Below are 13,209 nucleotides of genomic sequence, written 5' to 3'. Positions count from 1 at the left end.
AAAGGCCGGGGTTTCCCCCGGCCTGGTGCCCATCCCTGGACGTTGGATCAGAAGGTGAAGCGCAGGCCGACGGTGGACGTGCGCGGCAGGCCCGGGCGCAGGCCGGCCGGACGGCGGGAGGTGGCGTAGGTCTCGTCGGCCAGGTTCTCGACGCGGCCGTAGATCTCGAAGTGGTCGTTGACCCGGTAGCCGGCGACGACGTCCCAAAGCACCACCGAGTCGATCTTCTCGCCGGCCGGCACCGCGCCCTGGCCCGCTTCCGTGCGCATGCGGCCGATGTAGTTGCCGGCCAGGTTCAGGCGCCAGCGCTCGCCCTGCATGCCGATGGCGGCGTTGAGCAGGTGCTCGGGCAGGTAGGGCAGCTCGTCGCCCGAAGCGACGTTGCCCCATTCCTCGAAGCTGGAGTTGAAGCTGTTGCGGAAGCTGGCGTCGGTCCAGGTGTAGCTGAGCGAGACCGGGTAGGACACCGGGCCGTCGGCGCCGAAGTCGTAGGCCAGGCTGGCCTCGAGGCCCTGGACGCGGGCATCGCCGCCGTCGAACTGGTCGCCGATGTTGCAGTTGCCGCCGGTCGAGGCGGTGCAGGTGCCCACCAGGTTCGAATAGTCGTTGACGAAGCCCACCAGCTCGGCGGCCAGGGCGTCGCGGCCGTAGCGCAGGCCGAACTCGAAGTTCACGCTCTCCTCCGGGTCGGCGTTAGAGCCCGGGCCAGGCGGGTTGAAGCCGCGGTGCACGCTGGCGAACACGGCCAGGTCCTCGGTGGCGAGGTAGGTGGCGCCGAAGCCCGGGATCAAGGCATCGACCTGCGATTCATTGCGCGAGAGCACCACGTCGCGCAGGCCGGTGGCGGTGGAGTAGTTGGTGCGCGTCAGGTCGATGCGCTCGTAGCGCAGGCCCGGGCTGAGGATCCAGCGGCCCCATTCGATAGTGTCCTGCACGTACAGCGACACGGCCTCGGCGTCGCCCACGCGGTTCTCCTGCGTGCCCGGCGCGCCGTCGCTGGTGCGCACCAGCTGGCCGGCGACCATCTGGTAGCGGTCGTCGTCCTGGTAGCGGTCTTCCTGGTCGCGGTGCACGCGCAGGCCGATTTCGAGGTCGTGCGTGGCCTCGCCGGTGCCGAAGCCCACGCCCAGCACCGACTGGATGCCCTGGGCGTAGTAGGCGCGGTTGTTGTTGCGCAGGCGCAGGGCATTGGCCGGGCTGGTGGCGCCGGTGAGCCAGGCGTACTGGCTGGCGTAGGTGGCCGGGTCGTCGAGGATCGCGGAAATCGACAGGCCCTGCACGTCGTTGAGCTTGTACCAGTTGCGGTTGAACTCGGTGCGGTAGGCCACCGTGCTCAGGTCGATGTTGTCGGTCAGCTCGACCAGGTGGCGCAGCTCGAACAGGCGCTGGCGGGTCTGGATGTTGTCCAGGCGCGAGGCGGCGTAGCGGCGGAACGGGTCGGCGGCGAAGTCGTCTTCCGTCAGGCCCAGGTAGGTCTCGTCGCTGTCCTGGGTGTTGTAGCCGAGCTTGAGGTCGAACTGCTGGAAACGCTGGGCGTTGGCGCTGCTGGTCCAGCGCAGCTTGGCCATGGCGTCGTCGAGCTCGAAGCCGGTGTCGCCGCCGCCGTCGATGCGCTTGAAGCCGTTCGACTCCTGGCGCACGCCTTCGAACAGGGCGCCGAAGTTCTCACCCTGGGTGCCGGCCCAGCCGCGCGCCAGCACGCCGCCGTGGCTGCCCATGGACAGGTCGAGCAGGCCGGCGGTCTCGCCCGGGATCGGGGTGGAGAGCAGGTTGAGCGCGCCGCCGGTGGTGCGCGGGCCGGCCTGCACGGCCGCCGCGCCCTTCTTGATCTCCACGCCGCTGATGCGCGCCATGGTCGGGAAGTAGTAGGCGGCCGGGGCGGCGTAGGGCGCCGGGGCGATCAGCACGCCGTCTTCCATCACCGTGATGCGGTTGTTGCGGTCGGTGCCCGAGCCGCGGATGCCGATGTTCGGGCGCAGGCCGTAGCCTTCCTCCTCGACCAGGTACACGCCGGGCACCTGGCGCAGGACGCGGTGCACGTCGCTGTAGTTGAAGCGCGCCAGTTCTTCCTTGTCGATGTAGTGGGCCGAGCCGGCGGTCTTTTCGACTTCGTCGCGGCTGCCGAACACGTTGATGCGGTCGAGCCGCACCAGCGCCTCCTCGGTGGGGGCGGCGGTCTCGGCGGCGGCGAAGGCGGGGGCGGCGGGCAGCAGGGCCAGGGCGATGGCGGTGCGGAGCAGGGTGGACATGGTTCTTTCTATAGGTGTTTGCCGGCGTGGCCGGCGGGGCGGGGCGAAGATTACTGCAAGCGAGAATGATTCGCAATAAGATTATCGCCGCCCTGGCCCCGGCTGGCCTTAGACTCCGGGTTCGCACCCCGGGGGAAGGCAGTCCATGGAAATCCTGATCGGAATCATCTTCGCCGCAGGCATCGTCCTGCTCGTCAAGGCCGTGCGCATGGTGCCGCAGGGCTTCGAGTGGACGGTCGAGCGCTTCGGCAAGTACACCCACACCCTCGACCCGGGCCTTCACCTGCTGGTGCCGGTGGTCCAGGCCGTGGGGCGCAAGATCAACATGATGGAGCAGGTGCTGGACGTGCCTAGCCAGGACGTCATCACCAAGGACAACGCCGTGGTGAAGGTCGACGGCGTGGTGTTCTTCCAGGTGCTCGACGCCGCCAAGGCGGCCTACGAGGTGTCCAACCTCGAGATCGCCACGATTGCCCTCGTGCAGACCAACATCCGCACCGTGATCGGCTCGATGGACCTGGACGAATCGCTGAGCCAGCGCGAGACCATCAATGCCCAGCTGCTGAGCGTGGTCGACCAGGCCACCAACCCCTGGGGCATCAAGGTCACCCGAATCGAAATCCGCGACATCCAGCCGCCGCGCGACCTGGTGGACGCGATGGCCCGGCAGATGAAGGCCGAGCGCGAGAAGCGCGCCAACATCCTCGAGGCCGAGGGCCTGCGCGCTTCGGAAATCCTGCGCGCCGAGGGCGAGAAGCAGGCCGCCATCCTGCAGGCGGAAGGCGAGCGGGAGGCCGCGTTCCGCGAGGCCGAGGCCCGCGAGCGCCTGGCCGAGGCCGAGGCCAATGCGACGCGGATGGTGTCCGACGCCATCGCCTCGGGCAACGTGCAGGCCATCAACTACTTCGTGGCGCAGAAATACATCGAGGCCTTCAAGGCCCTGGCGCAGGCGCCGAACCAGAAGTTCGTGATGATGCCGATGGAGTCGAGCGGCATCATCGGTTCGCTGGGCGGCATCGCCGAGCTGGCCAGGGAGAGCCTCGGCCTGCAGCAGGGCGGTGGCGCCGCGAAGGCGCCGGCGCCGCCGCGCGCGGGGGGCTGAGCCATGCGCATCGAACTGATGGTCTGGGCCGGCCTGGCGCTGGCGCTGGTCGCCGCCGAGGCACTGGTGCCCGGCGTGTTCCTGCTCTGGATGGGGCTGGCCGCGGCGACGGTGTTCGTGCTGCTGCTGGCCTTCGACCTGGCGCCGGTGTGGCAGGCGGTGGCCTTCGTGCTGCTGTCGTTCGCGTGGATCGGCGTCTACATGGCCTTCTTCCGCAAGCGCGAGAAGCCCAGCGACCAGCCGCTGCTCAACCGCCGCAGCGAGCAGCTGGTGGGGCAGGTCCTCCACCTCGAGCAGGCCATCGTCGATGGCCGCGGCCGGGTGAAGATCGGCGACGCGCTCTGGGCCGTCGAGGGCGAAGACCTGCCGGCCGGCGCCCGGGTCCGGGTGGTGTCGTCGCACAACATGGCGCTGCAGGTGCGCGCCATCGACTGAATGGCGGCGGCCCGGCACGGCGCGGGCCGCTTGTATTAGAAGTGAGAACCATTATCATCTGGCAGTCCCCTTGCCGGAGCCATCCATGTCCCGTCCGCTGATCGCCCTGCTGCTTGCCAGCCTGTTCGCGCCTGCGCTGCAGGCGGCCGAGCTGGTCGTCTACACCGAGCGCCGCGAGCCCCTGGTCAAGCCGCTGTTCGAGCGCTACGAGCGCGAAACCGGCACCAAGGTGCGCGTGCTGTCCGACGGCGCGCCGGTGCTGATCGAGCGCATCGCCGCCGAGGGCGCCAACACCCGCGCCGACGTCTTCATGGCCGTCGATGCCGGCAACCTCTGGCAGGCGGCCGAGCGCGGCCTGCTGGCGCCGGTGAAGTCGCCGGCCCTCGAGGCGGCCATCCCCGCCCACCTGCGCGACCCGCAGGGCCGCTGGTTCGCGCTGTCGCAGCGCGCCCGCACGCTCGTCTATTCCACGGCCCGGGTACGGCCGACGCAGCTGTCGACCTACGAGGACCTGGCCGACCCGCGCTGGAAGGGCAAGCTCTGCCTGCGCTCGTCCAAGAAGGTCTACAACCAGTCGCTGGTGGCGACCATGATCGAGCGCCTGGGCGCCGAACGCACCGAGGCCGTGGTGCGCGGCTGGGTGGCCAACCTGGCCACCGCGCCCTTCGCCGACGACACGCAGCTGGCCAAGGCGGTCGCCGCCGGGCAGTGCGACGTGGGCATCATCAACACCTATTACCTTGGCCGCCTGCAGGCCGACGAGCCGGGCTTCCCGGTGCAGGTGTTCTGGGCCGACCAGGGCGGTGCCGGTGCGCACGTGAACGTGTCGGGCGCGGGCGTCGTCGCCGCCTCGAAGAACCAGGCGGCCGCGATCAAATTCCTCGAGTGGCTGGCCTCGGAGTCGGTGCAGGCGGATTTCGCCAGCATCAATTACGAGATCCCCGCGCGCGAGGGCAGCCCGCTCGATCCGATCGTCGCCGCCTGGGGTCCGTTCAAGGCCGACCAGGTCAACGTCGCCGTCGCCGGCCAGCGCCAGGCCGAAGCCGTGCGCCTGATGGACCGTGCCGGCTGGCGCTGATGCGATGAACCACGCCGCGGCCACGAACGTGCGCTTGCCGCGGTGGCTGGCCTGGGCCCTGGCGGCGCCATTGGTGCTGCCGGCGCTGTGGCTGGCCAGCGCCTACGGCGAGCCGCAGCCCGAGGTGTGGCCGCACCTGCTCGAACAAGTGCTGCCGCTGGCGGTGCGCAACACCCTTTTGTTGCTGGTCGGCGTGGGACTGCTGGCCCTGGTGGCGGGCGTGGGCTTCGCCTGGGCCAGCGCGCGTTACGAATGGCCGGGCCGCCGGTTGTTCGACTGGCTGCTGGTGCTGCCGCTGGCGCTGCCCGGTTACGTCGTCGCCTTCGCCTACGTCGGGCTGGCGGATTACGCCGGTCCGCTGCAGACCGCCTGGCGCGCGCTCGGGTTCGCGCCCGCGGCCTTCCCGGAGCTGCGCAGCGTGCCCGGCGCCTCGCTGGTGCTGGCGCTGGTGCTTTATCCCTATGTCTTCCTGATCGTGCGCGCGGCCTTCCTGCGCCAGGGCAGCGCGGCGATGGACGCCGCGCGTTCGCTGGGCCGCGGGCCGCTGTCGGCCTTCTTCGGCGCGGCGCTGCCGATGGCGCGGCCGGCGGTGGTGGCGGGCCTGGGCCTGGTGCTGCTCGAGGCGCTGGCCGATTTCGGCGCCGTCAGCATCCTCGGCGTCGACACGCTCAGCACCGCCATCTACAAGGCCTGGTTCGGGCTGTATTCGCTGCCGGCGGCGGCGCAGCTGGCCTTCGGGATGGTGTGCGTGGTGGCGCTGGTGCTGCTGGTCGAGCGGCTTGGCCGCGGGCGTGCGCGCCACGCCAGCCGCCAGCTCGTGCCACCGCCGCGCCGGCGACTGCGCGGCTGGCGCGGCGGGGCGATCTCGCTGGCGGCGGCGGCGGTGGTGCTGCTGGGCTTCGGCGTGCCGCTGGCGCGCCTGCTGGCCTGGTCGTGGCAGGCGCGGGGCGGTTTGCCGGAGGTTGGCGAAGCCGCGCTCAACACGGCGCTGCTGGGCGTGATGGCGGCGCTGGCGGTGCTGGCGCTGGCGCTGCTGTTCGCGCTGCTCGGCCGGCGCAGCGGCGGCGACCGCGGCGTGCGCGCGGCGGGCTTCGTCGCGGGCCTGGGTTATGCGGTGCCGGGCACGGTGCTGGCGGTCGGCGCGATGTGGCTGCTGGTGGCGGCCGAGCGCGCCGCGCCCTGGCTGGCCGCGCTGGCGCTGAGCTCTTCGCTGCTGGCGGTGCTGATGGCGCTGTGCGCGCGCTTCTTCCGGGTGGGCCACGAAGCGGTGGACGCGGCCTTCGAAACGCTGCGTCCTTCGCTGCTCGATTCGGCCCGCCTGCTGGGCGCCTCGCCCTGGCAGCGCTTCACCCGCGTGGCGCTGCCGCTGCTGCGGCCGGGCGTGGTGGCGGCCGGCCTGCTGGTGTTCGTCGAGGTGGTGAAGGAACTGCCGGCCACCCTGATGCTGCGGCCCTTCGGCTGGGACACCCTGGCCGTGCGCATCCACGCCTACACCAGCGAAGGCCTCTGGGCCGAAGCCGCCTGGCCCGCCCTCTGGCTCGGCCTCGTCGGCCTCCTCCCCATCTGGTACCTCGTCCGCCAGCAACGATGAGAAACGGGGTCAGGTTCACTTCCCGCCCGCGGGAAGTGAACCTGACCCCGTTTCTTCTTGCGATAATGGCGGCTTTCCGGGCCAGCAGGGCAGGCGATGAGCAAGAAGACGATCCTCAACGAAACCCACCGCGCGCTCGGCGCGAAGATGGTGGACTTCGGCGGCTGGGACATGCCGATCAGCTACGGCTCGCAGATCGAGGAGCACCACGCGGTGCGCCGCGACGCCGGCATGTTCGACGTCTCGCACATGACCATCCTCGACCTGCGCGGCGAACGGGCGCGGCCCTTCCTGCGCCAGCTGGTGGCCAACTCGGTCGACAAGCTCAAGGTGCCGGGCAAGGCGCTTTACGCCTGCATGCTCGACGAGACCGGCGGCGTCATCGACGACCTGATCGTCTACTACCTGGCCGAGGACTTCTTCCGCCTGGTGGTCAACGCCGCCACCCGCGACAAGGACCTGGCCTGGATCAGCGCCCAGGCCGCTCCCTTCGGTGTGTCGATCGCCGAGCGCCGCGACCTGGCCATCATCGCCGTCCAGGGCCCGCAGGCCCGCGGGAAGGTGCTCGGCCTGCTCACGCCCGCTGCCGCCGAGGCCGCCGGCAAGCTCGGCAAGTTCGTCGCCTGCGAGGCCGACGGCCTGTTCGTGGCGCGCACCGGCTACACCGGCGAGGACGGCTTCGAGGTGATGGTGCCGGAGGCACAGGCGGTCGATTTCTGGAACCGCCTGCTCGCCGCCGGCGTCAAGCCGGCCGGCCTGGGCGCGCGCGACACGCTGCGCCTCGAGGCCGGCATGGCGCTCTACGGCCAGGACATGGACGAGTCGGTGTCGCCCTGGGAGGCCGGCCTGGCCTGGACGGTGGCGCTGGACGAAGGCCGCGGCTTCAACGGCCGCGCCGCGCTCGAGGCGCAGAAGGCCGCCGGCACCGCCCGCCGCATGATCGGCCTGGTGATGGACGAGAAGGGCGTGCTGCGCCACGGCCAGGTGGTGCACACCGCCGCCGGCGAGGGCGAGATCCTCTCGGGCACCTTCTCGCCGACCCTGGGCAAGGCCATCGCGCTGGCGCGCGTGCCCGCCGGCGAGCTCGGCGACGTCGAGGTCGACATCCGCGGCAAGCGCCTGCCGGTGCGGGTGGTGAAGTACCCGTTCGTCCGCGACGGCGCCGCCCAGCCGGGCGTGCTCGCCTGATCCTCCGCGCCGGGTGCCAGCGCGCCCCGGCCGCGTTTAAACTAGCCGCACCCCAGCCGCCCCCCAAAGATCGAGGCCCAAGATGAGCGAGATTCCCGGCGACCTGAAGTTCCTCAAGTCCCACGAGTGGGCCCGCGTCGAAGACAACGGCCGCGTCACCGTCGGCATTTCCGACCACGCCCAGGGCCTGCTCGGCGACCTGGTCTACGTCGAGCTGCCCAACGTCGGCGACAGCGTCGAGCAGGGCGGCGCCGCCGCCGTGGTCGAGTCGGTCAAGGCCGCCTCCGACGTCTACGCCCCGGTCGCCGGCACCATCGTCGAGGTCAATTCGGCGCTGTCGGACAAGCCCGAGACGATCAACGAAGACGCCTACGGCGAAGGCTGGCTGTTCGTGCTCGAGCCGTCCGAGCCCGACCAGCTCAACGAGCTGCTCTCGCCCGACGACTACGCCCAGTTGCTCGAGGACGAAGGCTGACCCAACAGCCGCCCGATGCACCCGACGGCCGCCCCAGGGCGGCCGTTTTTTTTCCGTCGCCGCCGGATCGCGGCGCGCGCAATCCGCGCACTTTGGCATTTTGCGGTGCGAAAAAACCTGCCGGCGACCACTTCCGGCGAGGCCGCCGAAAGGCGTCCGGAAGGCACCTTCGGCATGCCTTCGCGCTGGCCCGCGCGTCGGCCGGCATGATTGCCCGCGCCGTCTCCGCCAAGCGCGGAAGGCTTTTTTCCCGATGTTTTTTTCACTCGGTGTTTTTCGCAGGCACAAGTCGGTGGCTTCGTCGGCCGACGCCAGCCGACCAGCGGCAGCAAATCCCGACGACCAGGCCTTGAATTTTTTTCGGCGAAGTTGTTGACATCGCAAAATCCCCTGATTAGCTTTCGCCCAGCAGTTGTCAACCGCGGAAGCGAGTGATCAGGAACGCGCCGACAAATCGAGTCGCCAAACCGAACTCCACCCCGGAACTCAAAACGGTGGGTCAGGGCAAACATCCCTCCGCGAAAGGCGACGCGACCTCCCGCAACACCCCCTTTTCCGACGCCCGGTCCGTCTTCGGTCCGGGCGTCTTTGTTTCCGGCGCCGCCCCGCGCCGGCAAGAATCCGACCGCCACGGCATGACCGTGGTGGCGGTTCGCCCCGGGAATGATCCCGTGGCGGTGCCTTTGTGACTGGGCAGTCCAAAAGCCAACTGACGAGGAGTTGACCATGGCTACGAAGAAAGCTGCTGCTAAGAAACCGGCCAAGAAGGCCGCGAAGAAGACCGTGAAGAAGGCCGCCAAGGCCGTCAAGAAGACCGTGAAGAAGGCGGCCAAGAAGGTCGCCAAGAAGGTCGCCAAGAAGCCGGCCAAGAAGGCCGTGAAGAAGGCTGCCAAGAAGCCGGCCAAGAAGAAGGTTGCCAAGAAGGCTGCCAAGAAGAAGGTCGCCAAGAAGGCTGCCAAGAAGGTCGCCAAGAAGCCGGCGGCCAAGAAGGCCGCCAAGAAGAAGGTTGCCAAGAAGGCTGCCAAGAAGCCGGCGGCCAAGAAGGCTGCCAAGAAGCCGGCCGCCAAGAAGGCTGCCAAGAAGCCGGCTGCCAAGAAGAAGGCCGCGCGCAAGCCGGCCGCCAAGAAGCCGGCTGCCATGCCGGCCGCCCCGGTTGCTCCGGCGCTGTAAAGCGCAGACGGCAACAAAGCGACAAGCTGGACTCTCTCCCCGTGTTGCCCAGGCGGGGAGGGAGACTTTCCAAAGGCACGCACGACGCCGGCATGATGCCGGCGTTCTTGTTTCCGGGGTTTGGCCTCAGCGGCGGCGGCGCGCCGGCGGCGGCGGTGCCAGCCAGTCCTTGCGCGGCAGGCCCAGGGCGCGGTCGAGGGTGACCGGCAGCAGGCCCCAGGGCGCCGTGCTTTCGCTGTTCCAGAGCACCACGATGCCGACGCCGCGCTCGGGCACGAAGCCCGCCAGCGCGCGGTAGCCCTGCACGGCGCCGCCGTGGAAGACCACGGTGTGGCCGGCGTAGTCGTAGACGCGCCAGCCCAGGGCGTAGTGCGCCGCGCGCAGGCGCTCGCCGCGCCAGCCGCTGCCGCGGATCTCGCCGGGCGTTTCGACCTGCGGCTCCTGGATCTCGGCCAGCAGTTCCGGCGGCAGCACGTCGGGGCGGTGGCCCATCTGGGCGATCAGCCACTGCGCCATGTCGCGGGCCGAGGCGTTGATGCCGGCGGCCGGCGGCACGCGGTAGTAGTTTTCCTTCGGGCGCACCGGCACCCAGGTGCCGCCGCTGCGCACGTGCGGGCGTGCCCAGCTCGGGCTGGCCTCGAGCTCGTCGCGGCCGAAGGTGGCGCCGTACATGCCCAGCGGGTGGAAGATGCGCTTCTCGACCTGGTGGGCGTAGAAGTCGCCGGTGGTGGCGAACACCATGTCGCCGACCAGGCTGAAGGCGATGTTCTGGTAGCCGTAGCACTCGCCCGGGCTGCAGGTGAGCGGCGCCTGCGAGAGTTTCTGCGCCAGCAGCGGGTAGGGCTGGTCGGCCTCGAGGTCGCGGTCGTAAGTGTTGTAGGCCAGGCCGACCTGGTGGCTGAGGATCTTGCGCACCGTGATGCGCTGGGCCGCCTCGCCGTCGCGCAGGGTGAAGGCGGGCAGCTGGTTGACGATGGGGCTGTCCCAGCCCATCGCGCCGTCGCGCACCAGCAGGCCGCTGATGGTGCCGGCGAAGGCCTTCGACAGCGAGGCGATGCGGAAGGCCGTGTCCGGGGTCACCGGATCGCGCAGCTTGCTGTCGACCACGCCGTAGCCACGCAGCGACACCACCTTGCCGTCCTCGACGATGGCCATCGCCATGCCCGGGATGCGCGCACGCGCCACCATCTGCTCGGCGATGCGCTCGAGCTCCCGCGCCTCCTGGCTGAAATCCTGGCGCGGGTCGGCGGCCGCGTGGGCCAGACCGGCGAGGGCGAGCAGGGCCGGGGCGAGGAGGCGGACGAGGCGCGGCGCGGTGCTGTCTTTCTTGCGTGGCATGGGCGACGTATGCTTGACGGACGAGGCCATTCTAGCGCGGGGTGCGCGCGGCGGCCGTCAACAGGGGAGATCGAAGATGACGACGGTTCTGATCGGACTGCTGGTGCTGGGCGCCGTGGCTGCCTTCTGGGGCGTGGGCATCTACAACGGGCTGGTGACGGCCCGCAACGCGTTCAAGAACGCCTTCGCCCAGATCGACGTGCAGCTCACGCGGCGCTACGACCTGATCCCGAACCTGGTCGAGATCGCCAAGGGCTACCTCAAGCACGAGCGCGAGACCCTCGAGGCCGTCATCCAGGCCCGCGCCGCCGCCGTCAGCGGCCTGGCCGCGGCCAAGGCGCGCCCGGGCGACGACGCCGCCATGGCCCAGCTCGGCGCCGCCGAGACCGGCCTGGCCGGCGCGCTTGGCCGCCTGATGATGGTCGCCGAGGCCTATCCGGACCTGAAGGCCAACCAGAACATGATGCAGCTCAGCGAGGAGCTCACCTCCACCGAGAACCGCATCGCCTTCGCCCGCCAGGCCTACAACGACTCGGTGATGGCCTACAACAACAAGCGCGAGGTGTTCCCCTCGAACATCGTCGCGGGCATGTTCAACTTCGCCCACGCCGCCCTGCTCGAGATCACCGAGCCCGGCCAGCGCGAGGCGCCCAAGGTCAGCTTCGGCGCGTGAACTTCTTCGCCCGGCAGGACCAGGCGCGGCGGCAGTCGCGCCGGCTGGTCATCCTGTTCGTGCTGGCGGTGGCCGCCATCGTGCTGGCGGTCAACCTGGTGTTCCTGCTGTTCTTCGGCGGCATGGGCAAGGTCTCGTCGCCGGGTTCGCTGGCCGCGGGCCTGGGCATGGCCACGGCGCTGACGCTGGGCATCATCGGCTTCGGCTCGCTCTACCGCCTGGCCAGCCTGCGCCAGGGCGGCGCGGCGGTGGCGCTGGGCCTGGGCGGCACGCCGGTGCCCGAGGACACGCACGACTTCCACTACCGGCGCCTGCGCAACGTGGTCGAGGAGATCGCCATCGCCTCGGGCGTGCCGGTGCCGCAGCTGTTCGTGCTCGAGCACGAGGCCGGCATCAACGCCTTCGCGGCCGGCTATGCGCCCTCCGACGCCGCCGTCGCGGTCACCCGCGGCGCGCTCGACCGGCTCAACCGCGACGAGCTGCAGGGCGTGATCGCCCACGAGTTCAGCCACGTGCTCAACGGCGACATGCGCCTGAACATCCGGCTGATGGGCGTGCTGTTCGGCATCCTGGTGCTGGCCGTGGTCGGCCGGAAGATCCTGGTGCACGGGCGCGGCGCCCGCGGCAAGAACGGCGCGCCGGTGCTGGTGGCCGCGCTGGCGCTGATGATCATCGGTTACGTGGGCCTGTTCTTCGGGCGCCTGATCAAGGCTGGCGTGAGCCGCCAGCGCGAGTACCTGGCCGACGCCTCGGCGGTGCAGTTCACCCGCCAGACCAAGGGGCTGTCTGGCGCGCTCAAGAAGATCGCCGGCGTGCCCGAGGGCTCGCGCCTGGGCAATCCCGACACCGAAGAAGTGGCGCACATGCTGTTTGGCGACGGCGTGGGTTTCTCCTCGATGTTCGCCACCCACCCGCCGATCGTCGATCGCATCCAGGCGCTCGAGCCCTCGTTCCGGCCGGCGATGCTGGCCGACCTGCAGGCGCGTTACCAGATGCATCCGCCCTCGGGCCTGGACGAAGACATGGCCCTGGGCCTCGCGCCTTCGCCGCCGCCGCTGCCGGGCGACGCCACCGAGCTGGCGGTGACGCCGCCGGCGGTGGTGGCCCAGGTCGGCGCCCCGGCGTCGGACGACTACGTGCGCGCCGGCGCGCTGGTGGGTGCGGTGCCGGAAACGCTGCGCACCGCCGCGCATGATCGCGAGGAAGCGGTGCCGCTGCTGCTGGGCCTGCTGATGGCCGCCCCCGGTCCCGTGCGCGAGCGCCAGCAGTTCGAGCTGTCCGCGCGCCACGACGAGCGCGTGGCGCGCCAGGCCCTGGACTACGCCGAGCGCCTGGCCGACCTGCCGCGCATGCTGCACCTGCCGTTGGCCGCCATGGCCATGCCGGCGTTGCGCAAGCGGCCCCGGCCCGAGCTCGAGCGCTTCATGGACAGCTGCTTCGCGCTCAGCCACGCCGACGGCCGCATCAGCCTGTTCGAGTACTGCCTGGGCCGCCTGCTGCGCGTGCAGGTGCGCGACGCGCTCGACCCGGCCGGGGCCTGGGTGCCCGGCCATCGCCACCTCTCGCGCTGCGCGCCGCAGGCGGTGAACCTGCTGGCGGTGCTGGCGCAGGCCGGCCATTCCGACCCGGCCGCGGCGATGCGCGCCTACCTGGCCGGCATGGCCCGCGTTTACCCGCGCATGGACGCACCCTACCGTCCGCCGACGGACGTGCTGGCGGCGCTGGACGAAGCCTGGCCGGTGCTCGACGAACTCGAGCCGGTGGGCAAGGAGTTGCTGGTCGAAGGCCTGGTGGCGGCGGTCAGCCACGACGGCCGGCTGTCGGTGGCCGAGGCCGAGCTCCTGCGCGTGGCCTGCGCCTGCCTGCACTGCCCGCTGCCGCCGCTGCTCGAGCGCTGAGCGCCCGCCGTG

The 13,209-nt window shown here is 70.6% G+C and carries 9 protein-coding genes and 2 pseudogenes; 9 read left to right on the top strand and 2 right to left on the bottom strand.

Annotated elements, in window-relative coordinates:
- Positions 1–47: 47 nt before the first annotated feature.
- Positions 48–2,249, bottom strand: coding sequence for a TonB-dependent receptor (locus tag ABS41_RS02070; RefSeq protein WP_290589817.1), 2,202 nt, complete (start codon positions 2,247–2,249; stop codon positions 48–50).
- 145 nt (positions 2,250–2,394) lie between these two features.
- Here ABS41_RS02070 and ABS41_RS02065 point away from each other — a divergent pair, with 145 nt between their 5' ends.
- The 7 genes and pseudogenes from ABS41_RS02065 to ABS41_RS02035 all read left to right on the top strand — a co-directional run.
- Complete coding sequence (locus ABS41_RS02065) at positions 2,395–3,351, top strand: SPFH domain-containing protein (protein ID WP_290589814.1); 957 nt, start codon at positions 2,395–2,397, stop codon at positions 3,349–3,351.
- Between the two features lie 3 nt (positions 3,352–3,354).
- Positions 3,355–3,786, top strand: a complete 432-nt coding sequence (locus tag ABS41_RS02060; RefSeq protein ID WP_290589811.1) for an NfeD family protein — start codon at positions 3,355–3,357, stop codon at positions 3,784–3,786.
- Positions 3,787–3,871: 85 nt separating this feature from the next.
- Entirely contained in the window at positions 3,872–4,864 is a 993-nt protein-coding gene (locus ABS41_RS02055) for an extracellular solute-binding protein (protein WP_290589808.1), read from the top strand.
- A gap of 4 nt (positions 4,865–4,868) precedes the next feature.
- A complete protein-coding gene (locus tag ABS41_RS02050; RefSeq protein WP_290589807.1) occupies positions 4,869–6,455 on the top strand; it encodes an iron ABC transporter permease in 1,587 nt (528 codons plus the stop codon).
- Between the two features lie 96 nt (positions 6,456–6,551).
- Positions 6,552–7,643: a glycine cleavage system aminomethyltransferase GcvT gene (gene gcvT, locus ABS41_RS02045; protein WP_290589805.1), complete on the top strand. Its 1,092-nt coding sequence runs from the start codon at positions 6,552–6,554 to the stop codon at positions 7,641–7,643.
- 82 nt (positions 7,644–7,725) lie between these two features.
- Positions 7,726–8,118, top strand: coding sequence for a glycine cleavage system protein GcvH (gcvH, locus tag ABS41_RS02040; protein ID WP_290589803.1), 393 nt, complete (start codon positions 7,726–7,728; stop codon positions 8,116–8,118).
- Positions 8,119–9,081: 963 nt separating this feature from the next.
- Positions 9,082–9,162: pseudogene (locus tag ABS41_RS02035) on the top strand (histone-like protein 2); the annotation flags it as partial.
- Between the two features lie 285 nt (positions 9,163–9,447).
- Here ABS41_RS02035 and ABS41_RS02030 read toward each other — a convergent pair.
- A pseudogene (locus tag ABS41_RS02030) lies at positions 9,448–10,626 on the bottom strand (serine hydrolase domain-containing protein); the annotation flags it as partial.
- Between the two features lie 76 nt (positions 10,627–10,702).
- Between ABS41_RS02030 and ABS41_RS02025 the strand changes: the two are divergent.
- Together ABS41_RS02025 and ABS41_RS02020 are read left to right on the top strand one after the other, a co-directional pair.
- On the top strand, positions 10,703–11,299 hold the full coding sequence (locus tag ABS41_RS02025) for a LemA family protein (protein ID WP_290589801.1): 597 nt from the start codon (positions 10,703–10,705) through the stop codon (positions 11,297–11,299).
- The gene (locus tag ABS41_RS02020; RefSeq protein ID WP_290589799.1) at positions 11,296–13,197 is read left to right on the top strand and encodes a M48 family metallopeptidase; all 1,902 of its coding nucleotides are present in this window, start codon (positions 11,296–11,298) and stop codon (positions 13,195–13,197) included. Before ABS41_RS02025 ends, ABS41_RS02020 begins: the two co-directional genes overlap by 4 nt.
- The last annotated feature ends 12 nt before the right edge of the window (positions 13,198–13,209 follow it).

Source organism: Arenimonas sp. SCN 70-307, assembly GCF_001724815.1.
Lineage (GTDB): Bacteria > Pseudomonadota > Gammaproteobacteria > Xanthomonadales > Xanthomonadaceae > Arenimonas.
Note: the sequence above shows the minus strand (reverse complement) of the source record. Positions and strands in the feature narration are given on the sequence as shown.

Coding starts and splice junctions, on each gene's coding strand:
- ABS41_RS02070 (WP_290589817.1), bottom strand. CDS start 2,249: ATGTCCACCCTGCTCCGCACCGCCATCGCCCTGGCCCTGCTGCCCGCC.
- ABS41_RS02065 (WP_290589814.1), top strand. CDS start 2,395: ATGGAAATCCTGATCGGAATCATCTTCGCCGCAGGCATCGTCCTGCTC.
- ABS41_RS02060 (WP_290589811.1), top strand. CDS start 3,355: ATGCGCATCGAACTGATGGTCTGGGCCGGCCTGGCGCTGGCGCTGGTC.
- ABS41_RS02055 (WP_290589808.1), top strand. CDS start 3,872: ATGTCCCGTCCGCTGATCGCCCTGCTGCTTGCCAGCCTGTTCGCGCCT.
- ABS41_RS02050 (WP_290589807.1), top strand. CDS start 4,869: ATGAACCACGCCGCGGCCACGAACGTGCGCTTGCCGCGGTGGCTGGCC.
- gcvT (WP_290589805.1), top strand. CDS start 6,552: ATGAGCAAGAAGACGATCCTCAACGAAACCCACCGCGCGCTCGGCGCG.
- gcvH (WP_290589803.1), top strand. CDS start 7,726: ATGAGCGAGATTCCCGGCGACCTGAAGTTCCTCAAGTCCCACGAGTGG.
- ABS41_RS02025 (WP_290589801.1), top strand. CDS start 10,703: ATGACGACGGTTCTGATCGGACTGCTGGTGCTGGGCGCCGTGGCTGCC.